This window comes from Methylobacterium sp. WL120 (assembly GCF_008039465.1).
GTDB classification, from domain to species: Bacteria; Pseudomonadota; Alphaproteobacteria; order Rhizobiales; family Beijerinckiaceae; genus Methylobacterium; species Methylobacterium cerastii.
The window spans coordinates 1-20,367 of sequence record NZ_VRUT01000093.1; the positions used below are offsets into that span (position 1 = coordinate 1).

General features: G+C 71.0%; 22 protein-coding genes and 1 pseudogene. 12 read left to right on the forward strand and 11 right to left on the reverse strand.

Features of this window, described 5'->3' with window-relative positions; genetic code table 11:
- Positions 1 to 122: 122 nt before the first annotated feature.
- Entirely contained in the window at positions 123 to 902 is a 780-nt protein-coding gene (locus FV229_RS17120) for a DUF1499 domain-containing protein (protein WP_147753114.1), read from the forward strand.
- Positions 903 to 921: 19 nt separating this feature from the next.
- Here the strand turns inward: FV229_RS17120 and FV229_RS17125 are convergent, their stop codons facing one another.
- The 3 genes from FV229_RS17125 to FV229_RS27480 all read right to left on the reverse strand — a co-directional run bounded on the left by FV229_RS17125 (position 922) and on the right by FV229_RS27480 (position 3,465).
- Positions 922 to 1,863, reverse strand: a complete 942-nt coding sequence (locus FV229_RS17125; protein ID WP_147753115.1) for an MBL fold metallo-hydrolase — start codon at positions 1,861 to 1,863, stop codon at positions 922 to 924.
- A 94-nt stretch (positions 1,864 to 1,957) separates the two neighbouring features.
- A complete protein-coding gene (locus tag FV229_RS17130; RefSeq protein WP_187275179.1) occupies positions 1,958 to 2,890 on the reverse strand; it encodes a DUF2865 domain-containing protein in 933 nt (310 codons plus the stop codon).
- A 407-nt stretch (positions 2,891 to 3,297) separates the two neighbouring features.
- Positions 3,298 to 3,465, reverse strand: a complete 168-nt coding sequence (locus tag FV229_RS27480; protein WP_187275180.1) for a hypothetical protein — start codon at positions 3,463 to 3,465, stop codon at positions 3,298 to 3,300.
- 276 nt (positions 3,466 to 3,741) lie between these two features.
- Between FV229_RS27480 and FV229_RS17135 the strand changes: the two genes are divergently transcribed.
- Complete coding sequence (locus FV229_RS17135) at positions 3,742 to 3,918, forward strand: DUF1328 domain-containing protein (RefSeq protein ID WP_003599466.1); 177 nt, start codon at positions 3,742 to 3,744, stop codon at positions 3,916 to 3,918.
- 84 nt (positions 3,919 to 4,002) lie between these two features.
- Here FV229_RS17135 and FV229_RS17140 read toward each other — a convergent pair whose 3' ends face one another.
- Positions 4,003 to 4,266, reverse strand: a complete 264-nt coding sequence (locus tag FV229_RS17140) for a NepR family anti-sigma factor (RefSeq protein ID WP_147753117.1) — start codon at positions 4,264 to 4,266, stop codon at positions 4,003 to 4,005.
- Positions 4,267 to 4,461: 195 nt separating this feature from the next.
- Between FV229_RS17140 and FV229_RS17145 the strand changes: the two genes are divergently transcribed.
- Together FV229_RS17145 and FV229_RS28150 are read left to right on the forward strand one after the other, a co-directional pair.
- Positions 4,462 to 5,265 (forward strand): response regulator, encoded by an 804-nt coding sequence (locus tag FV229_RS17145; protein WP_147753118.1) that lies wholly within the window; start codon positions 4,462 to 4,464, stop codon positions 5,263 to 5,265.
- Between the two features lie 219 nt (positions 5,266 to 5,484).
- The gene (locus FV229_RS28150; protein WP_246688226.1) at positions 5,485 to 6,063 is read left to right on the forward strand and encodes a hypothetical protein; all 579 of its coding nucleotides are present in this window, start codon (positions 5,485 to 5,487) and stop codon (positions 6,061 to 6,063) included.
- Between the two features lie 158 nt (positions 6,064 to 6,221).
- On the opposite strand, the gene FV229_RS17155 is transcribed toward FV229_RS28150, so the two are convergent.
- Positions 6,222 to 6,416, reverse strand: coding sequence for a KGG domain-containing protein (locus tag FV229_RS17155; protein WP_147753119.1), 195 nt, complete (start codon positions 6,414 to 6,416; stop codon positions 6,222 to 6,224).
- Positions 6,417 to 6,590: 174 nt separating this feature from the next.
- Between FV229_RS17155 and FV229_RS17160 the strand changes: the two genes are divergently transcribed.
- On the forward strand, positions 6,591 to 6,803 hold the full coding sequence (locus tag FV229_RS17160) for a hypothetical protein (protein WP_147753120.1): 213 nt from the start codon (positions 6,591 to 6,593) through the stop codon (positions 6,801 to 6,803).
- A 6-nt stretch (positions 6,804 to 6,809) separates the two neighbouring features.
- Here the strand turns inward: FV229_RS17160 and FV229_RS17165 are convergent, their stop codons facing one another.
- A complete protein-coding gene (locus FV229_RS17165) occupies positions 6,810 to 7,619 on the reverse strand; it encodes an SCO family protein (RefSeq protein WP_147753121.1) in 810 nt (269 codons plus the stop codon).
- 166 nt (positions 7,620 to 7,785) lie between these two features.
- On the opposite strand from FV229_RS17165, the gene FV229_RS17170 reads away from it, so the two are divergent.
- Positions 7,786 to 8,229, forward strand: a complete 444-nt coding sequence (locus FV229_RS17170; RefSeq protein WP_147753122.1) for a Crp/Fnr family transcriptional regulator — start codon at positions 7,786 to 7,788, stop codon at positions 8,227 to 8,229.
- A 13-nt stretch (positions 8,230 to 8,242) separates the two neighbouring features.
- Here the strand turns inward: FV229_RS17170 and FV229_RS17175 are convergent, their stop codons facing one another.
- On the reverse strand, positions 8,243 to 8,686 hold the full coding sequence (locus FV229_RS17175; RefSeq protein WP_147753123.1) for a VOC family protein: 444 nt from the start codon (positions 8,684 to 8,686) through the stop codon (positions 8,243 to 8,245).
- A gap of 177 nt (positions 8,687 to 8,863) precedes the next feature.
- Here FV229_RS17175 and FV229_RS17180 point away from each other — a divergent pair, with 177 nt between their 5' ends.
- Positions 8,864 to 9,508: a L,D-transpeptidase gene (locus FV229_RS17180; protein ID WP_147753124.1), complete on the forward strand. Its 645-nt coding sequence runs from the start codon at positions 8,864 to 8,866 to the stop codon at positions 9,506 to 9,508.
- Between the two features lie 88 nt (positions 9,509 to 9,596).
- Positions 9,597 to 10,244 carry a glutathione S-transferase N-terminal domain-containing protein gene (locus FV229_RS17185; RefSeq protein ID WP_147753125.1) on the forward strand — a complete coding sequence of 216 codons (648 nt, stop codon included), beginning with the start codon at positions 9,597 to 9,599 and terminating at the stop codon, positions 10,242 to 10,244.
- A 37-nt stretch (positions 10,245 to 10,281) separates the two neighbouring features.
- On the opposite strand, the gene coaBC is transcribed toward FV229_RS17185, so the two are convergent.
- Together coaBC and senB are read right to left on the reverse strand one after the other, a co-directional pair.
- The gene (gene coaBC, locus FV229_RS17190; RefSeq protein ID WP_147753126.1) at positions 10,282 to 11,562 is read right to left on the reverse strand and encodes a bifunctional phosphopantothenoylcysteine decarboxylase/phosphopantothenate--cysteine ligase CoaBC; all 1,281 of its coding nucleotides are present in this window, start codon (positions 11,560 to 11,562) and stop codon (positions 10,282 to 10,284) included.
- On the reverse strand, positions 11,559 to 12,581 hold the full coding sequence (gene senB, locus FV229_RS17195) for a selenoneine biosynthesis selenosugar synthase SenB (protein ID WP_147753127.1): 1,023 nt from the start codon (positions 12,579 to 12,581) through the stop codon (positions 11,559 to 11,561). Before senB ends, coaBC begins: the two co-directional genes overlap by 4 nt.
- Positions 12,582 to 12,608: 27 nt before the next feature.
- Here senB and senA point away from each other — a divergent pair, with 27 nt between their 5' ends.
- From senA to FV229_RS17210, 3 genes and pseudogenes are all read left to right on the forward strand, one after another.
- A complete protein-coding gene (gene senA, locus FV229_RS17200) occupies positions 12,609 to 13,898 on the forward strand; it encodes a selenoneine synthase SenA (RefSeq protein WP_147753128.1) in 1,290 nt (429 codons plus the stop codon).
- Positions 13,899 to 14,210: 312 nt separating this feature from the next.
- Positions 14,211 to 15,875, forward strand: coding sequence for a diguanylate cyclase (locus FV229_RS17205; RefSeq protein ID WP_187275181.1), 1,665 nt, complete (start codon positions 14,211 to 14,213; stop codon positions 15,873 to 15,875).
- Positions 15,876 to 15,893: 18 nt separating this feature from the next.
- Positions 15,894 to 16,613: pseudogene (locus tag FV229_RS17210) on the forward strand (EAL domain-containing protein); the annotation flags it as partial.
- Between the two features lie 21 nt (positions 16,614 to 16,634).
- Here the strand turns inward: FV229_RS17210 and ubiB are convergent.
- The gene (ubiB, locus tag FV229_RS17215) at positions 16,635 to 18,191 is read right to left on the reverse strand and encodes a 2-polyprenylphenol 6-hydroxylase (RefSeq protein WP_147753131.1); all 1,557 of its coding nucleotides are present in this window, start codon (positions 18,189 to 18,191) and stop codon (positions 16,635 to 16,637) included.
- A gap of 25 nt (positions 18,192 to 18,216) precedes the next feature.
- Positions 18,217 to 18,984, reverse strand: coding sequence for a bifunctional demethylmenaquinone methyltransferase/2-methoxy-6-polyprenyl-1,4-benzoquinol methylase UbiE (gene ubiE, locus FV229_RS17220; protein ID WP_238272196.1), 768 nt, complete (start codon positions 18,982 to 18,984; stop codon positions 18,217 to 18,219).
- Between the two features lie 199 nt (positions 18,985 to 19,183).
- On the opposite strand from ubiE, the gene mutM reads away from it, so the two are divergent.
- The gene (gene mutM / locus FV229_RS17225; protein WP_147753132.1) at positions 19,184 to 20,095 is read left to right on the forward strand and encodes a bifunctional DNA-formamidopyrimidine glycosylase/DNA-(apurinic or apyrimidinic site) lyase; all 912 of its coding nucleotides are present in this window, start codon (positions 19,184 to 19,186) and stop codon (positions 20,093 to 20,095) included.
- Positions 20,096 to 20,367: the final 272 nt, after the last annotated feature.

Consider the following 20,367-nt stretch of genomic DNA (forward strand, 5'->3'; position numbering starts at 1 on the left):
GGGGGCGGGGAGGGAACGCGGCATCGCGCACGAGGCTATAGCAGACCGGGCGGTCCCCGCGAGTGGCGCAGCTAAGCCCCGGCCGGTATAACCTTCGCATCCCCTGCAACCCCACACGAGCCATGCGCCGCCTTCTCGTCGAGGAACCCGTCACCCGCGCCGGCCCGCTCGCACGGTGGACCGCCCTGTTCTCGCTCGTGGTCTCCGGGATCGCGATCGTGCTGGTGCGCGATCCCCGCACCGAGGCCGGGCCGGCGCTGGCGACCCTCGCCGCCGGCCTTTGCGTGGCGCTGGTGGCCGTGGCGCTCGCCGCGTACGCCTTCGTCCGGGTCTGGCGGGAGGGCGCCCGCGGCCTCGGCGCCGCGATCGGCGGTCTCGTCCTCGCCATGCTGGTCCTGGCCTACCCGGCCTACGCGGCGCTCCGCGGATTCCGGCTGCCCGCGCTGACCGATGTGACCACCGACATCGACAACCCGCCAGCCTTCTCGCGCTCGCGCGCCGCCTTCGCCGCCCGCAACGGAGGCTATCCGCCCGATCCCGGTCCGCAGGCCCGCGAGAAGCAGCGCGCCGCCTACCCGCAGATCGCGCCGCTGACCCTAGACATCGGCGCCGACGAGGCGTTCGAGCTGGCGCGCAAAGCCGCCGTGAACCGCAAGTGGCAGATCGTCGAGGCGATACGCCCCGGCGGGCGGGTCGGAAACGGCCGGATCGAGGCCGTCTCGCGCAGCCTCATCCTCAACCTACCCGACGACGTCACCATCCGCGTCCGGCCGCGCGCCGACGGCGCTCGCATCGACGTCCGCTCCGCCTCGCGGCTCGGCACCAGCGACCTCGGCGTCAACGCCGACCGCATCAGAGCCTATCTCGACGAGGTCGCAAACCTCGCGCTCGCGGTGAAGTAGCGGCCTGCGGCCCGGCGCCTCAGCCGACTGCCGGAGTGACCGGCCGGAAGACGCCGTCGAGCCGCGGCGGGCCGTCCGTGGCCACGAGCCCGCGCGCGACGAGGTCCTCGAGGTGGGCGAAGACCGACAGCGCCGCCGCGCCGCGCAGGCGCGGATCGAGGCTCTGGTAGGTAGCGGTGACGATCGCCGGGATCGTGTCGTCGCCAGCAGTGATCCGCGCACGGATCGAGGCCTCGCGGTGGCGGCGGTGGTTGGCGAGCCCCCGGACGAACCGACGGGGGTTGCGCACCGGCCCCCCGTGTCCCGGCCAGTACACGGTTTCGTCGCGGCCCCGGAGCTTGTCGAGGGAATCCATGTAGGCGCGCATCGAGCCGTCGGGCGGCGCGACGATGCTGGTCGACCACGCCATCACGTGGTCGCCGGAGAACAGAGCCACCTCCTCCGGCAGGGCGAAGGCGAGGTGGTTCATGGTGTGCCCCGGCGTCTCGACGGCGACCAGCGTCCAGCCCGACCCGTCGAGCGTGTCGCCCTCGTGCATCGGCCGGTCGGGGACGTGGTCGCGGTCGGCGGCGGCGTCGAGATGGCCGACCTCGCCCTCGGCGAGCGGGCGCGCCGCCCGGTGCGGCAGGCAGCCGACGATCGGCGCGCCGGTGCGCGCCTGAAGCAGGCGTGCGCCCGGCGAATGGTCGCGATGGGTATGGGTAACGACGATCGCGGAGACCGTCTCGGACCCGAGGTCGGCCAGCACCGCGTCGACGTGGCCGGCATCCTCCGGCCCCGGATCGATCACCGCGACCTGCCCATGCCCGACGACGTAGGTGCAGGTGCCGCTCGCCGTGAACGGACCGCCATTGGGCGCAACGCGACGGCGGACCAGTGGGCTCAGCGTCTCCAGGCGGCCATTCGCGGGCATCGCCGTCTCGAAGTCCGGCGCGTCACCGCCCTCATTCGTCTCCGCCATCGTAGGCCCCTGTCGCTCCCGAACGACCCGGGGCTACGCGATCGCGGCACCGTGGACAATCGAGCGCGGGACGGTACGCGATCGCGGCGCGCCGTCACCGGAACGGGGAGGGCGTGACCACGCGGATCTCGTCCTGGCCGCCGACGGCGCGGGCCGGGATGCGGAAGCCATCGCCGACGGAGGCGACCTGCACGAGGCTCGCCCGCTCGGCGGTGCGCAGCGTCCTGCGAAAGGCGCGCGCTTCGGCGTCACGCCGGATCGCGCCGACCTTGGCCTCGATCCGCCGGCTCTGGCCGCGCGTGATCGCGGCTTGCCGAAAGTCGACGAGGGCGACCGAGCCCGAACGGCTGCGCGTCACCACGTCGGCGCTGTCATGGGTGGCGACGACGTCGCCCTTGCGCAGCGTCAAGTCGTTGGCGACCGGCAGCGGGGTAGTGCCGGGCGCGGCCTGGCAGGAGCAGTTCTCCACGCGGCGCTGGCGGTAGATGTTGGCGAGTGCCGAGGCACGGTACGGCAGGCCCTGCGGGCTGATCGCGCGGTCGAGTTCGGTTTCGCGTGCGCCGAGGGTGTAGACGTTCGTCGGCGCACCAGGACAGGCGGCGGCGCAGGCCGCCTCGTGGACCGGCATGTCCGCCCGCGCTCCGAGGGTGCCGAGGGGAAAGAGGTAGCCGTCGCACATCCGCACGCAGACCGTGCGCCGCCCGGTGGAGGCGACGGCCACGGTGACCGGTGCCGCACGTTCCGAGCGAGCCCGTGCCCGCGCCCGGCGCGACCGGCCGAGCGCAAGGTCGGCCACGGGACGCGGCGTGTGGTAGAGCGGACGCGGAACGCCGAGGCGGCGGCCGTCGGGCAGGTTGGCGTAGCGTCCGGGCCGGTGCACCTGAGGCGCGGGCTGCGGCAGGGCCGGCGCGAACAGCTCTTGGAAGAAGTCGAACAAGCCGCCGCGCTCGGACGCCTGCACGAGGCTCGAGCCGATCGTGACGCTGCCGAGCCCGAGAATCAGACCCGCAACCGCAGTGCCGATCATCTGCCGCCGCGTTCCTCCGGAGCCGTAAAACGCGCTCCACCGCGCCCAGAACGCCATGCTTCGTCAGATCCCAATCAGTCCGGCACGCCGGCCCGGCGAGGGCGGGGCGGTCGGGGCCGACTTAAAGACCGGTTATGCCGAGCGGCAAGTGCGTAAGACAACCGAGCTGATCACAACATCGCTGCGATCAGGAGCAGGAATAGGCCGGTCGAACCAGCGATCGGCGTTAAGGTTACAGCCGTTTCGACTTGCTGGACCCAGCTCGTCGTCCTCGACCCTTGCGGGATCGGCGCGGTGGATGGCACGGCTCTCGAACTTTCTCCGTCACGGAAAACCGGTGGACAGCGCATGAAAAAGCCGCCCCGGAGGGCGGCTCGCAGAAAGACCCAGGATGAGCTCGGGTGCGATCAGGGCCGGCGTACCGGTCCGTTGCTCCGAACGCGCACCGGAACGAGGCGCGCCTCCGGCTGCGGGACCAGGGCGCCCAACACTTCCTCGACGCCGCGTGCGGCGGCTCCGGCGGCGGAGCTGACGATATCCGTGAGGCGCTGGACGAGGGCGGAGGCGTTTCTCATCGCTGTTCTCTGGTTTCGGACCTGGGATGAGGAACGCCGGGCCGGATCGATCCGTTCCGGCTGCGGCCTCGTGCCCACTTCGACAATATGGCGTGACATGCGCGCTGGCGCGAGGGGTCGATCGAGGAATTCGGCGAATCACCGGCACCCGGGCCGCAACTCTCATTTTTCGTGTGTGCAGGCATTCGAAGTCGCGGAACCGAAACAACGACTTGACGTTTGGGATGTCAGAAGGTCGCGGCCAAGCCCGCGTCCATGTTTTCAAGGACAATGCAGATGCTCGGATGGGCCGTTACGTTCCTCGTCGTGGCCCTCGTGGCCGCTCTGCTCGGTTTCGGCGGCATCGCCGGAACGGCGATGGAAGCCGCGAAGCTGGTGTTCTTCGTCGCGATCGTCCTGTTCGCCATCTCCGCCGTGATCGGCTTGATGCGCGGCCGTTCGCCGACGCTCTGACACGCGCTGGGTGACGAAGACTGATACAAGATCCCGCAGGCGCTCAGCGCGCCGCGGGATCTTCTAGGAAGGAGCCGGAGCGCCTCAGGGTGACTCCGGCTCCTTCGCGTCGAGGCGCTCGATGAGGTCGCGGAAGCGATCCGGGACGGGTTGCTGGATGAGGCCGTCGTAGAGGGAACGCAGCGTGTTTCCGATACGAGCCTGGGCATGATCGCTGAGGCGGGACGATCCGCGGTGCCGACCCGCAGAGTCGGGAACGATCGTCCGAGAGACCCCGCCGCCGTCGGCGATGCCATCGCCCGCACGGCCACGGCCGATCGGCCTCTCGGCTTTCGCAGCGTCGGTCATCCTCGCGCCCCCTGGTGCCGTTCCCGGCATCTCGTCACGAGCCATGCCCGCATTGTCTTGAAGCGCGACATACGCCATGGCTGCACCAGCAACGCCGACGGGCGGAGGCGGTTCCGCACCCGCCCGGAACGGAGTCGGATGCCCCGCGTTGGGGCGGCAGGTTGAATAGCAGGCCGACAAGGCACAGGGGATCGTATGTCGACATCGCAACTCGTGGTGCAGCACCTGCCCTACCTGCGGCGCTATGCGCGCGCGCTGACGGGCAGCCAGGTGGCGGGCGACGCCTACGTCGCCGCGACCTTGGAGACGCTGGTCAACGAGCCGGATACGCTCGGCCGCAGCACGAACGTGAAGGCCGACCTGTTCCGCGTGTTCACGCGTATCTGGAACTCCCTGTCGGTCAACGGCCGCAGCGAGCAGGTGCAGCACGATCTCCCCGCCGAGGTCCGGCTCGGTCAAATCACGCCGCTGCCGCGCCAGGCCTTCCTGCTCTCCTGCCTCGAGGGATTCTCGGAGGAGGACGCGGCGATCATCCTCGACGTCGATGTCAGCCAAGTCCGCGACCTCGTCGATGAGGCGGGCCGCGAGCTCGCCGCCGACATGGCGACCGACATCCTCATCATCGAGGACGAGCCGCTGATCGCCATGGACCTCGAGGCGTTGGTCGAAGGGCTGGGTCACAACGTCATCGGCGTCGCCCGCACCCGCACCGAGGCGGTCAAGATCGCCTCCGACAGCAAGCGCCCCGGCCTGATCCTCGCCGACATCCAACTCGCCGACGGCTCGTCCGGCCTCGACGCGGTGAACGACCTGCTGAAGACTTTCGAGGTTCCGGTGATCTTCATCACCGCCTACCCCGAGCGCTTCCTCACCGGCGAGCGGCCCGAGCCGGCCTTCCTCATCGCCAAGCCGTTCCAGCCCGCCAACGTCTCGGCCGTCATCAGCCAGGCGCTGTTCTTCCAGCAGACGGCGCGTCGGCGGGAAGCCAAGTCCGCCTGAGATCCGGGCGGCGCCCTGGCCGCCTGCGCTTCGGTCCCCGTAACGACGAAACCCCGGCTCGCGCCGGGGTTTTTTGTTGCCCGAACGCCTGGATGGTGACCGGGCACAAAAAAACGGGCCGGAGAGATCTCCGACCCGTCGATAAGGTTCCGGCCGATGCACAAGGGGAATGCGGGGAGGACCAGGTGGCCGGGTGCATCATCAACGAGCGCCACCCCGGTGAGTTCCGATACGCTGCACTTTTTCGACGTGTGTGGCGTTGACGCCACGACGGCCGCCTGTGGACAAGATGCGCGAACCGCTGCAGCGATTCGAAAAATCCGACCTCAATACTCATTCCGGCGAAAGCGCGGCAGTGACGGAACCGGATCACGGAAGACGCGTTTTCGAATCATCTTGTCAAGCTCCCACTCGGAGATCACGACGATGCTTCGGTCAGGCTTCCTTCTCGGCGTGAGCGCACCGGCCGCCATCCTGACGTTGCTCATCCATCCGATGGTGCAGGCCGGCGCCGACCAGTGGGTTCCGACGACGCCTATCGTGGCTCCGGCCTCGTTCGAGGTGCGTCCATTGCCCGGCATGCGCCCCGTGTCGCTGGCGATCAGGCCGAGCCGCGTGGCGAGCCTTCAGGCCGAGCCGAACCGTGCCATGCCGGCCGCAATGGAGACGGCACTGGAGATCGGAACGAAGCCGCCGCTGAAGCCGCGCATGCGGATGCGCGAGGGTTGCGAAGCGGCCCTGAGTTCCCTCGTCGGCCCCGAGGCCCGCCGCATGATCCCGGGCCGCTGCATTTCCTAATCGATACGTCGTACTAGTACGTTTCACTGAGACCGACAACGCAAAGGCCTGCCCCAACGCCTGGGGCGGGCCTTTGCGTTTTCCGCCACCGAAACCGAGCACAAAAAAAGGCGCCTGCCCTCGGAGGGCAGGCGCCGCCTATCGCCGACGCCGATCGATTATTCGGCGCCGTCGCGTCCGGTGCCGGTCGCTTGGCCGCCCTTTCGACCGGCAGACGAGGCCAGCTCGCGATCCTGCGAGAAGGACCGCTTCTCGGCCGGCACACTGCGGCCACCCTTGCTGGCGATCTCGCGCTGGCGCTCGAGATCCATCGACGCAAAACCTCGCTTGGAGGTCGAATTACCGGATGCCATCAGCTCCTCCTCAGGCTTCTCTTTACCCTTTCACAACCTTCGCCAGTATCCGAAGGTTCCTCTCACGCTTCTGCGACAAGCTTAGCCGCAACCACGCCGGTGCGATGGCGTTGGAACACAGAAGGCGCGGGGCGCGAGCATTCTCCGCCCGCTTCGAACGAGGTGTTTTCGAGCATGACGAATCGCGAGATGGTGTCCGCCGCGGCCCGGGCTTCGGCGGAGGCCGAGCCGAAGCCGAACACGACGGCGCTTCCGCCCATGCCCGCGGACGAGGGCAGCGCGACGCCGACGACCCACGAGGAGCCGATCGACTCGCCGCAGCCGAACGCCAGCGTGAAGCGCGATCCTCCGAGTGACGAGAAGCCCGGCCTGTCCACCAAGCGCTGAGTACCCTCAGGCCTGCCGCGGACGACGGGCGAGGAACACGATGCCGCCCGCCATCGCGAGGATCGTCGCGGCTGCAGCGATGCTGAGGATGCGACGGATCATAGGCGTGTAGATGCCGGTGGCGGCGTCGTAGCCGTAGCAGAGCAGGACGAGCCGGTCGGCGAGGCTGCCCGTGCGACCCTCGCCGGCTTCGACGAGAGCGAGCCGCAAATCGCCGCCGTTCAACGCCAGGGGCGAAAGGACGCGGGCGACGCGGCCGTCCCCGGTCAGCAGGATCGCGGCGGCGGGATGGGCGAAGCTGTCGGTACCTGCGTCGTAGACGAAGTCGTAGCCAAGCGCCCGGGTCAGCCTGTCCACCGCCCCGGCGTCGCCGACCAGGGTGGCCGCCTTCGCCGCGAGTGCCGGGTCGCCAAGTTCGGTGCCGAGCATGTGCCGGGCGGCGGCCGCGTCGTCCCGCGGGTCTATGCCGACGAGGATCAGGCTGTAGTCGCGGCGGGCGACGAGCCTCGTCGCGGCCAGCGCCGCCCCGGACATCGCCAGCATCGGATCGCAGACGTTGCCGCAGGTGTAATCCACCGGCAGCATCAGCGTCGGCCGACCGCCCAAAGCCGCACCCAGGGTAGTCGGCCGGTCGCCCGACGCGTCGGTGAATACGAGGTCGAGGGGGACTCGGGCACTCGAGGGTGGCGCGACCGCGACGCGGGCGAGTTCGATCCGGTTCAGGCGGGCGGCCGCCGGCGCGACGGCGAGCGGCAGGCCGAGCACGAGCAGCGCGAGCAGGGACGCAGCAAGGCGAAGACGGCGGGCGCGGCTCATGGCACCTCCTGTGGGCCTCCGCATGCCCGATCCCATGCGGCGCGGCATCCGGGGCAAGCCGTCGCAGCATGCCCCGGCAACGTGAGGGCTGGACAAGATCGCCGCAAGCCGCATGGATACGCGGCCGGCCCCATCACGAGATCCGGCGCGGTCCGGAGTCCCACCCATGACCCTCGATACGGAGGTTACCTCCCTTCGGCAGGTGCCGCTGTTCCGCGAGGTCGAGCCGTCGCGGCTGAAGCTCCTCGCCTTCACCAGCGAGCGGGTGCACTTCGAGCCCGGCCAACAATTCTTCACCCGCGGCGACGTGGCGGACGCCGCCTACCTGATCCTGGAGGGCAGCGCCGCCGTGACCATCGACGGCGCCGCCGGGCCGGTGCGGCTCGCCCTACTCGGCGCAAACGCGCTGGTCGGAGAAATGGGCATCCTGGCCGACCAGCCGCGCTCGGCCACCGTGACGGCCGAGACGGCGGCGACGGCCCTGCGCATCGACCGCGGCGTGTTCCTCGAGCTGCTGGCGCAGTTTCCTCAGATCAGCATCGCGCTGATGCGCGAACTCGCACTGCGCCTAGAGCAAACGAACCAGGCGCTGGCGCAGAGCCGCGGCTGAAGCCGCGGGCGGATCATGGCGTCGGGTAGGTGATGAACTCCATCAGCGACCCGTCGGGATCGCGGAAGTAGACGCTGGTCCCGGGCCCGGCCGCGCCATGGCGTTCGACCGGACCGCGCTCGACGGGGACGCCGCAGGCGGCCAGGTGCGCCATCGCCTCCTCGATCGTGCCGGACCAGCGGAAGCACAGGTCGCTGCCGCCCGGCATCACAGGCTTCTCCGCCAGGGGCTCCGGCGACAGGCCCGGGCCGTGGCAGTTCAACTGGACCCCGCCGAGCCGGTAGGCGAAGCCCGCCCCGACCGGGACGATCTCGGCCCCGACGACGTCGCCGTAGAAGGCGTTCGCACGCGTCCAGTCGCTGACGTGGATCACGCAATGGTCGAGATGGATCGCCGGGCGCAGGGGGGTCTCGGGCAGCGCGCCTTGCATCTCGGGAAGGGTGAGCGTGTCGGCCATGATGCGCCTCGTGTCGAAACCGATCCGGAAAAGTTAGGGCGCAAGCCACGGCCGAACGAGGCGAAATCCGGGCAATCGTACCGGGCGCTTCGTCCGACCTGAGACGCAAAAGTCACATCGTGGGGGAACGCGAGGCGGTAGGCATGATCCGAACGCTCCCTCGCCTCATGAGGCCCCATGCCAATCCGCCGGATCCTGCTCGCCGCGGTCCTGATCGCGCCGCTCGCCGCCTGCAACCAGCGCGGACCGGTGAACGTCGCCGCCAACGACGAGGAGGCGGCGTGGTACATCGGCACGAAGCCCGACAAGCCGTTCGACGTGCCGCTGGTCGACACCAACCGCCTCGATCCGAAGTACCGCCGGCAGGTCGTGAGCTACAACGGCCCCGAGCGGCCCGGCACCATCGTCGTCGACATCGACAAGCGCCAGCTCGCCCTCGTCCAGGCCGACGGCACGGCGATGCAGTACGGCGTCGGCGTGGGCAAGCTCGGCTTCTCCTGGAAGGGCGAGGCTCGCGTCGGCCGCAAGGGCGTCTGGCCCGACTGGAGCCCGACCACGACCATGGTCGCCCTGCACCCGGAGATCGACCGCCAGCGCAAGGGCGGCGTCGACAACCCGCTCGGCGCCCGCGCGCTCTACCTCTACCAGGGTAACCGCGACATCCTGTTCCGCATCCACGGCACCAACGAGCCCTGGAGCATCGGCGAGCAGATGTCGTCCGGCTGCGTCCGCATGCTCAACGAGGACATCGTCGACCTCTACGAGCGCGTCCCCGTCGGAACGCAGGTGCTGATCAAACGCAACGGCAAGTATCGGGTCTGAGCACGCACCGGATCTGAACGCTGCGGCTCGACCGGAGCGGGGCACCGGCATAGCGTGCGCCCGAAACGTCCACCCTTCGGAGACGGCGATGCCGACCACGACCGACGCGATCGTCCTTCACCACGCGCCGAACACCCGCTCGACGGGCGTGCGGGTGCTGCTGGAGGAGCTCGGCGCGCCGCACGATCTGCACGTCATCAACCTGAAGGCGGGCGAGCAGCAGGGCAGCGCGCATCTCGCCGTCAACCCGATGGGCAAGGTTCCGGCGATCCGCCACGGCGCCGCGACGGTGGCGGAGCAGGCAGCCTGCTACCTCTACCTCGCCGACCTGTTTCCCGAGGCCGGCCTCGCGCCCGCCCTGACCGATCCGGCTCGCGGCGCGTACCTGCGCTGGATGGTCTTCTACGGCTCGTGCTTCGAGCCCGCCGTGATCGACCGGGCGATGGAGCGCGACCCGCCGCCTCGGATGATGTCGGCCTACGGCGACTACGACACGGTGCTGGCCCAGGTCATCGCCATGCTGACCCCCGGCCCCTGGATCCTCGGCGAGCGCTTCTCCGCAGCGGACGTGCTGTGGGGCTCGGCGCTCGGCTGGACCACCGCGTTCAAGCTCGTCCCCGAAGAGCCGGCGATCATGGCCTACCTCGCACGCTACCGGGCGCGGCCGGCCTACCAAGCGATCTCGGCCGACGACGCCCGCCTCGCGACCGCGCAGCAGGAGAGCGCGCCGGGCTAGGCGGCAGGGCAGGGCGGCAGGGGCGGCGCGACCGTCCCTATCGCTGCAGCAGCTCCGTGAATCGCGCGACCAAGCGCCGGCCGACCTCGTCCTTGTCGAGCGTCGGCCAGGTCTCGACCGAGCCGTCGCAGGCGATCAGGTGCACGGTGTTGGTCCCGCCGCCCATCACCCCGCCGGCCGCGGAGACGTCGTTGGCGACGATCAGGTCGCAGCCCTTCCGGGCGATCTTCGCCTGCGCATGGGCGATCACCGTGTCGGTCTCTGCGGCGAAGCCCACGACGAGGTCGGGGCGGTCCGTCGTCCGCGCGGCGATGGTTGCGAGGATGTCGGGGTTCTCGACTAGCGCCAGCGGGGCGGGCCCCGAGCCGTCCTTCTTGATCTTGGAGCCGGTCTCGGTGGCGGGCCGCCAGTCCGCGACCGCGGCCGTGAACACCGCGATGCTGGCGGGCAGGGCCGCCTCGACCGCGGCGAGCATCTCGCGGGCGGTCTCGACGCGCACCACGGTGACGCCCGCCGGGTCGGGGATCGCCACTGGCCCGGAGACCAGCGTCACCATAGCGCCGGCCGCCGCGGCCGCCGCGGCGATGGCGTGGCCCTGGCGGCCGGACGAGCGGTTGGCGATGAACCGCACCGGGTCGATCGGCTCGTGCGTCGGCCCCGACGTGACGAGCACCCGACGCCCGGCAAGCTGCATCGGTGCCGGGGCCTTGGCGCCCCCGGCGAGGAAGCCGAAGCCCTCCGCCTCGCGCGGCGCCTCGGCCAGCATCGCGGCCACCGCGTCGGCGATCTCCACCGGCTCGGCCATGCGGCCCGGCCCGGTCTCGGGCTCGGCCATCTTGCCGGCGTTGGGGCCGACGACCCGGACGCCGTCGGCGATCAGGGTCGCGAGGTTGCGCCGGGTCGCCGGGTGGGTCCACATCGCCACGTTCATCGCCGGCGCGATCAGGATCGGCAGTGTGGTGGCGAGCAGCACGGTGGAGCCGAGGTCGGGGGCGTGGCCGGTGGCCATCCGCGCCATCAGGTTGGCGGTGGCCGGCGCCACCACCACCGCGTCGGCGTCCCGCGCCAGCTTGATGTGGCCGATCTCGGCCTCGTCGGCCCGGTCGAACAGGTCGGTATGGGCCGGCTGGCCGGCGAGTGCCGCGGCCGCGAGCGGCGTGACGAATTCCTGCGCGCCCTTCGTCAGGAGCGGGCGGACGGTGGCGCCGCGCTCGCGCAGGCGGCGGATCAGGTCGAGGGCCTTGTAGGCCGCGATCCCCCCGCCGACGACGAGGAGAATGCGACGGTTCGCAAGCGGCGACGCGGGGGCTTCACTCATGGCTGCAGGAGTGCCGGTGCGGGACGGGCCGCGTCAATGCCGGACGCCACCCGTGCCCGCGCCGCGGCGGAAGCGCGCTCAACGAGGGCGGACCAGGCCAAGCGCTCGCGGGCCGGGTCGAACGCGTCGGCGCGCGCCGCCCCGTGCGCGCGCAAGCCTTCGAGGAAGTCGGGCTCCCGCTCCGCCCGCAGCATCAGGCCGGAAAGCGCGCCGTGGTCGCCGGGCGGGAAGTAGCCCGGATGGTCGCCCCCGAGCAGGCCGACATTGCCGGGGATCGCAGAGGCGAGGATCGGCAGGCTGGCGACGACCGCCTCCGAGACCACGTTGGCGCCGCCCTCGCTGAGCGAGCTCAGCACCATCAGCCGCCCGCGCCGCAGGAACCGCCTGACGCGCGCACCGGAGACCTCGCCGCGCCAGTCGTAGCGCGGGTTGGCCTGCATCTCGTCCCGCGCGCGCGCCGCCCAGGCGGGGTCGGGGGCGCCGCCGAGGTGGACGACGCGGATGCGGGAGGAAGCGGGCAGGACGCGGGCGGCGATCGCGGCGCGCAACGGGTCCTTCTCGTCGCGCAGGTGCCCGACGACCAGGATTTCGAAGGCGCGCTTCAGCGCCGGCAGGCGGTCCCCGCCCGCCGGCACGGATTGCACGATCACCGCGAGCTTTTCGCGGTGGCGCGCCGGGATCGACTCGCCGACGAGTTCGTGCAGGCCGACGAGCACGTCGGCGAGGTCGAGCGAGCGCTGGGTCGTAGCCGGGTCGGCGGCGAGATCGTGGTTGATGTCGGTGCCGGTCAGCGCGACGACGAGGGGGCGCTCCGGGTACGCGCGACGGAACCGTTGGATCGCCGGGGCGCTCTTCCAGGCGTGGAGGGCGATCATCAGGTCGCAGGGCTCGCCGTCATACGCGGTCGCCACCACGACGCGGTGGCCGGCCCCCCGGAGGAGGCCGGCCCAACGCAGGGCCGTCGTGCGGTTGCCGGTCCGCGAGTGGCGGGGTGCGGGCGTGATCAGGATGACGTTCATGGGTCGATCGCTTATCGGACGCACGCCATGACCGACGCCACACAACTCATCGCGATGCTGCAGGACAGCCGCGCCCGGACCCTCGAGCTGGTGGCCGGTCTCGTGCCCGACCAGCTGATCGGGCCGCGCCTCGACATCGTCAACCCGCTGCTCTGGGAGATCGGCCACCTCGCCTGGTTCCACGAGCACTTCATCCTGCGCGCCCTCGACGGCGCCGCGCCGGCGATCGCGGACGCCGACGCGGTCTACAACTCTGCGGTGCTGGCCCACGACGACCGCTGGGTGCGCGCGCTACCCCCGCTCGCGGACACGCTCGGCTACATGGGCCGCGTCCACGACGCGCTGGTCCGCCGGCTCGACGGCACGCCGACGCGCGAGGAGGCCTACCGCTACCGGCTGACCACCTACCACGAGGACATGCACGGGGAGGCCTTCACCTATTCGCGCCAGACGCTGGGCTATCCGGCGCCGTCCTTCGCCGCCTCGGCCGGCCTCGCCCCCGTCGCCGAAGGGCCCTGGCCGGGCGACGCGGCGATCCCGGGCGGGACCTTCCGGCTCGGCGCCGAGCCGGACGCGGACTTCGTCTTCGACAACGAGAAGTGGGCGCACTCGATCGCGGTCGCACCGTTCAAGATCGCGCGGGCACCGGTGACCAACGCCGAATTCGCCGCCTTCGTCGAGGCCGGTGGCTATCGCGAGCCGTCGTTCTGGGACGCGGAGGGATGGCGCTGGCGCTGCCGGACCGGAGCCGAGCATCCCGCGCATTGGCAGCGGGACGGAGCGGGCTGGCGCGTTAGCCGGTTCGGTGGCGTCGCCGACCTCGCCCCACACCAGCCGGTGGTCCACGTCAGCTGGTACGAGGCCGCAGCCTACTGCGCCTTCGCCGGGCGGCGCCTGCCGACGGAGGCCGAATGGGAGGTCGCAGCCTCGACGGCGCCGGCGCCGGACGGCGCGATCGGCGTCACGAAGTCGCGCTATCCCTGGGGCGAGACTGCACCGGACGCCCGCCTAGCCAACCTCGACGGTGGCCGCCTCGACTGCGTCGACGTCGCCGCCCACGCGGACGGCGACAGCGCCTGGGGCTGCCGGCAGATGCTCGGCAACGTCTGGGAATGGACCGCGAGCGACTTCCTGCCCTATCCGGGTTTCTCGCCCGACGTGTACCGCGAGTATTCCGAGCCGGCCTTCGGCACGCGCAAGGTGCTGCGCGGCGGCGCCTGGATCACCCGCGGCCGCATGGTCGACAACGCCTACCGCAACTTCTTCACGCCGGACCGGCGCGACATCTACGCGGGCTTCCGCACCGCGGCTCGGTGAGCGCCCGCCCTGGAGGCGGGGAAGGCGGCACAGCGACTATGCTTGAGCGGCTGCAATCGAAAGATGATTCGATCGATACGTAATCGCCCCAAAGAGCGCCGTTATGCGGCAACGATGATGTCGGAGCCTTTTGGGAGGATCTTGCATGAAAGGTATCTTTAATCGGCCTGCCGGAAAATGATATTAAATATAGCCTTACGGTTGTGCCTTGAATATCTACTTTCATCTTGAGATCGAAATTCTTTCGAGGATGACCGAGCATCGCAGCATTCCGGCATGGGGCAAGCCTGGCGCGATGTCGGATCCGTCGGCATGTTGACCGTCATCGGTTGCTTCACGGACCAGCACGATCTCCGCCTCGTCGGCCTGGCAGCCGCGATCTGCGCGATCGCGGCGCTGACTGCGATCCGCCTGCTCCGCCACGCCGGCAGCGCCGGCCGCACCCGTCTGACCTGGCTCGTCGTCGCGGCGATCTCCAGCGGCACGGGTATCTTCGCGACCCATTTCATCGCGATGCTGGCCTTCCAGCCGAGCATCCCGAGCGCCTACGACCACGGCCTGACCCTCCTCTCGCTCGTCATCGCGATCTGCCTCACCGGCCTCGGGCTGCGCGTCGCCCTGCTCGGGACGCAGGGGGCATCCTGGCTCGGGGGGCTCGTCGTCGGGCTCGGCATCGCCGCGATGCACTACACCGGCATGGCGGCCTTCGAGGTGACGGGGCACCTGCGCTGGAACCCGGCCGTCGTCGCCGCCTCGATCGTGGTCGGCGAGCTTTTTTCCGCCGTCGCGCTCTCGACCGCGATCCGGTCCCGATCGCTCACCTCCCTGCTGGCCAGCGCGGCAATCCTGACGCTGGCGATCGGCGCGCACCACACGATCGGGATGGCTGCGGTGACGATCACGGAAAATCCGCTGGCCACCCTGTCGCCGCATGCGATGTCGCCGACGTGGCTCGCCGGCGCGGTGGCGCTTGCCAGCCTCGCCATTTTCGTCCTCACCGCGACGGCTCACGCGCTCAGCCTGCGCGAGCAGCGCCGCGTGCATGGCGAGACCGAGCGCATGCGCGGCCTCGCCAACGCAGCGGTGGAGGGGCTCATCGTCGTGGACGGCCACCGCGTCGTCACGGCCAACGTCAGCTTCGGCCGCCTCGTCGGCCTCGCCGACGCGGCGGTGGCGGGCCTGCCGGTGAGCACCTTCCTCACCGAGGCCAACGCCTGGCAGCGGCTCGCCTGCGCCATGGGGCAGCCGGTCGAGCTCGGCCTGCGCCACGCCGCTGGCGAGATCATCGCGGTCGAGGCGATCCTCCGGCGGATCGACTTCGCGGGCAAGTCGCACCAGGCGCTGGCGGTCCGCGACATCCGCGAGCGCAAGCAGGCCGAGCGGCACATCCAGTACCTCGCCCACCACGACGCGCTGACGGGCCTGCTCAACCGCACCGCCTTCAACGCGGTGCTCGACCGGGCGGTGGCCGCGGCCGTCGAGACCGGCGCTTCGATCGCGGTGCTGTGCCTCGACCTCGACCGCTTCAAGGCCGTCAACGACCTGTTCGGCCACGCGGCGGGCGACGCGATGCTCGCCCGGGTCGCCCGCTGCGTGACGGGCCTGCTCGGCCCAGACCAGTGCATGGCGCGCCTCGGCGGGGACGAGTTCGCGATCCTCATGGACGGCCAGGCCGGGCCTGACGCGGCCGAGGATCTGGCGAAGACCATCATCGCCGCACTTGCGGCGCAGGCTTCGGACCGGACCGCCGACGCCATGGTCGGGGTCAGCATCGGCATCGCCCTGTGTCCGCAGGACGCCATGGAACGCCAGGACCTGATGGTCCACGCCGACACGGCGCTCTACCGCGCCAAGGCCGACGGCCGGGGCACCTACGGCGTCTTCGAGCCGGAGATGGGCATCGCCGTGCGCGAGCGGCACGGCGTGGAGCGCGACCTCGAATGCGCGCTCGCTCGCGACGAGTTCCACCTCGTCTAGCAGAAGCAGGTCGCCGCCGATGGCGGGGCGCTGCTCGGCTTCGAGGCCCTGCTGCGCTGGACCCACCCGGAGCGCGGCCGGGTGCCGCCCGACCTCTTCATCCCGGTGGCGGAGGAGCGCGGGACGATCTCGGCGATCGGGATGTGGGTGCTTCGCACCGCGTGCCGCGAGGCGGCGGGCTGGGAGGCGCCCCTGCGGGTGGCGGTGAACGTCTCCGCGGTCCAGGTGCACGATCCGGCCTTCGCCGCGCAGGTGCTCGCGGTGCTGCTCGAGACCGGACTACCGGCCGCGCGGCTCGAACTGGAGATCACCGAGACCGCGCTCATCCGCAACTTCGATCGCGCGGTGGCGACGCTGCGGCAGCTCAAGACGCTGGGCGTCGGGATCGCGATGGACGATTTCGGGACGGGCTACTCGTCGCTGGCGAACCTCAGGGCGTTCCCGTTCGACCGGATCAAGATCGACCAGTCGTTCGTGCGCAACGTCGACACGAACGCCCAGACCGCGGCGATCGTGCGCGCCGTCCTCGGCCTCGGCTCCGGCCTGGGCCTGCCGGTGGTGGCGGAGGGCGTCGAGACGCCCGAGGAGCTGGCGTTCCTCAAGGCCGCCGGCTGCGCCGAGGTGCAGGGCTACCTGTTCGGCCGACCCGCCCCCCTGAACCCGCACGAGACCGGCATCGTCCCCAAGGCGGACCCACGCCCGGATCAGGCGGCCGGGCCCCGCTGGGCCGCGGCCTGACGGATCGTCCGGCGGGACGCGCTATCGCAAGGCCGCGACCAGCACGCCGGCCGCGATCGCCCACAGGGCCAGCGTCTGCCACAACGCGGTGCGGCGCTCGGTGCGGGCGATGCGTTCCAGGCGGTGGGCGTCCCCCGTGCCCGCCTCGTCGGCGCGGACGAGCAGGCGCCGGAGCCGCAGGGCGAGCTCGGGCACGTCGGCGACGACGTCGGCGAGGGTGCGCGCGGCGTGAGCCGCCCCTTCGAGACGCCCGACCGGGCCGAGGTTGCGGGTGATCCAGCTGCGGACCACCGGCTCGGCGGAGGTCCACATGTCGAGCTTGGGATCGAGGCTGCGGGCGACGCCCTCGACCACGACCATGGTCTTCTGCAGCATCACCAGCTCGGTCCGGGTGCTCATGTCGAACAGGGCGGTGATGTCGAACAGAAGTGTCAGCACCTTCGCCATCGAGATCTCGTCGGCGCGGCGCTGGTGGATCGGCTCGCCGATGGCGCGGATCGCCTGCGCGAAGTCGTCGACCGAGTGGTGGGCCGGCACGTAGCCCGCCTCGAAATGCACCTGCGCGACGCGCGTGTAGTCGCGCATGATGAAGCCGAGCAGGATCTCGGCGAGGAACCGCCGCTCCTTGCGCCCGAGCCGGCCCATGATGCCGAAATCCACCGCCACGAGCTTGCCGGCGGCGTCCACGAACAGGTTCCCCTGGTGCATGTCGGCGTGGAAGAACCCGTCGCGGATCGCCTGGCGCAGGAAGCTCTGGATCACGGTCCGGCCGATCGCGTGCGGGTCGTGGCCGGCGGCCTGGAGCGCGGCGGCGCTGTGCAGGCGAGTGCCCTCGATCCACTCGCAGGTCAGCACGTCGCGGGCGATCAGCTCCCATTCGGGCAGCGGAACCCGGAAGTCTTCGTCCCCGGCCGTGTTCTGCGCCAGCTCGGAGGCGGCGGCGGCCTCGAGCCGGAAGTCCATCTCCATGGTCACGGAGCGGGCGAGGATCTCCACCACGTCGCGGGGTCGCAGGCGCTCGGCCTCGGGCGAAAGCACGTGGACGATGCGGGCGAGGAGGCGCATCACCTCGACGTCGCGCTGGAAGCGCTCGCGCACGCCCGGCCGCATGATCTTGACGGCGAGGTTGCGCTGGGTGCCGTTGGCATCCTGCACCACCGCCTTGTGGACCTGCGCGATCGAGGCCGCGGCCACCGGCTCGCCGAAGGCGACGAACAGGGTGGAGATCGGCCGGCCGAAGGCCGCCTCGACCACCTTGACGGCCACCGCCTGCGGGAACGGCGGCACCCGGTCCTGGAGCATCTCGAGGTCGCGCGCCGCCGCCATCCCGACGATGTCGGGGCGGGTGGCGAGGAACTGCCCGAACTTCACGTAGGACGGCCCGAGCCGGGTCAGCCCGGCCGAGAGCCGCGCAGCGCCGGAGCCGAGGCCCGGCCGCTCCAGCATCCGGACCAGCCGGAGGCCCAGGCGCGGGAGCGGCGGCAGCTCGGAGGCGTCGACGAGTGCCAGCGCGCCCTCGCGGGCCAGCACGAAGCCGACGCGGGCCCCGCGGGCGAGGTTGACGGCGGCGCCGATCATCGCGCCGTCCGGCGGCTCGGATCGGTCACGAGACCTTCCAGCCGGAATGGATCGCGACGATGCCGCCCGAGAGCGGCCGGTGGGTGACGTGGCGGAAGCCGGCCTGCTCGATCATCCCGGCAAACAGCCCGGGGGAGGGGAACTTACGGATCGATTCCACGAGGTAGCGGTAGGATTCCGCGTCGCCCGCGACCCGCGCGCCGAGGCGCGGAATGACGTGGAAGGAGTAGGCGTCGTAGATCTTGTCGAGCACCGGCAGGTCGACCTTGGAGAATTCCAGGCACAGGAAGCGGCCGCCGGGCTTCAGCACGCGGCGGGCTTCCTGCAGGGCCAGCTCGATCCGCGGCACGTTCCGGATGCCGAAGGCGATGGTGTAGGCGTCGAAGGTCGCGTCGGGCAGGGGCAGCGTCTCGGCGTTGCCGGTGACGAAGTCGATGCGGCCGTCGAAGCGCGCACCGGCGCGCTCGGCGCCGACCCGCAGCATCGCCTCGTTGATGTCGAGCACGGTGACCGAGGTCTGCGGGCCGCCGGCCTCGAGGACGCGGAAGGCCACGTCGCCGGTGCCGCCGGCCACGTCGAGATGGCGGAAGGGCCGCGTGCGCGAGGGGCGCAGCATCGCGATGGCCTGCGCCTTCCAGGCCCGGTGCAGGCCGCCGGACATCAGGTCGTTCATCAGGTCGTAGCGCTTGGCGACCGAGCGGAACACGTCGTCGACGCGCGCCTGCTTCTCGGCCAAAGCCACCCGCTCGAAGCCGAAATCGGTTTCCTGCGCGCCCGTCTTCCCGTCCGCCACCGTCATGAAGTCCTGCCCGTCTGCGCCCTCGCGCCTCATAGCGAAGCCGGACGCGATCCGCCATGCGTCGTAAGACGCGGAGCAGTGAACGGTCGCAGGGCGCGCTCCCAGAGGCCGGGCGCCCGGGATTGCGATGGCAGCGCCCCGGGCCGATATCCGGCTTTCGCGATCCGATGCGCCGAGGGACATCCACAGGACCATGCCGGAGCTTCCAGAAGTCGAGACGGTGCGGCGCGGCCTCGCGCCGGCGATGGTCGGGGCCACCTTCAGCCGCGTCACCCTGCGCCGGCCGAACCTACGCTTCCCGTTCCCCGATGACTTCTCCGCCCGCCTGGAGGGCCGCCGGGTCACCAGCCTCGCGCGGCGGGCGAAGTACCTCACCGCCGGACTCGACTCGGGCGAGACGCTGATCATGCACCTCGGCATGAGCGGGCGCTTCGACGTGGCGATGCCCGACGGCAGCAACACCTCGCCCGGCGACTTCTACCTCGACGGGGCGCTGGGTACGCCCAAGCACGACCACGTCGTGATGGCGATGGGGAACGGCGCCACCGTGACCTACAACGACGCCCGCCGCTTCGGCTTCATGGACCTTGTGCCCACCGACACGCTCGCCGCGTGCCGGCACTTCGCGGCAATGGGCATCGAGCCCCTGAGCGCCGAGCTGACCGGGGCGACCATCGCGCGCCTGTTCCGCTACAAGATCACGCCGCTGAAGGCCGCTCTCCTCGACCAGCGCCTGATCGCGGGCTTGGGCAACATCTATGTCTGTGAGGCTCTGCACCGGGCCGGCCTCCACCCCGAGGCCGCCGCGGGTACGCTCGCCAAGGCCGACGGCGGGCCGACGCCGAAGGCGCGGCTGCTGGCCAAGGTGATCGGCGAGGTGCTGACCGAGGCGGTCGCGGCGGGCGGCTCGACCCTTCGCGACTACGCTCACACCGACGGCACGTCGGGCGCCTTCCAGCAGGCGTTCCGGGTCTACGACCGCGTCGGCGGGGCCTGCCGCACCAAGGGCTGCGGCGGGACGGTCGGCCGGATCGTGCAATCCGGCCGCTCGACCTTCTTCTGCGCGACGTGCCAGCCGGCGTCGGCGCGGGCGATTCCGCGCTGACGGGGGCGACCCGCCTCGTCGCGGCCGGCCGGGTGCGGCGCGCAATGGCAATTTCGCCACAAACCGGCGTAGTTTCCGGTAGCTTGCGGCGATCCCTCGCGGTCGCCGCCCCGTCGCGCATGCGCGCCCGGCCGAACTCCCCGTCGCCGGCGCGAGCCCGAGCAGGATCCCGATGTTCTTCCGTCGACGCCAGACGCACGTGCCGCCGCAGCCGCTCGCCTACGACGAGCCGGCCCAGCCTCAGCGCCTTTCCCCCGCTCGCCCAACGAGGC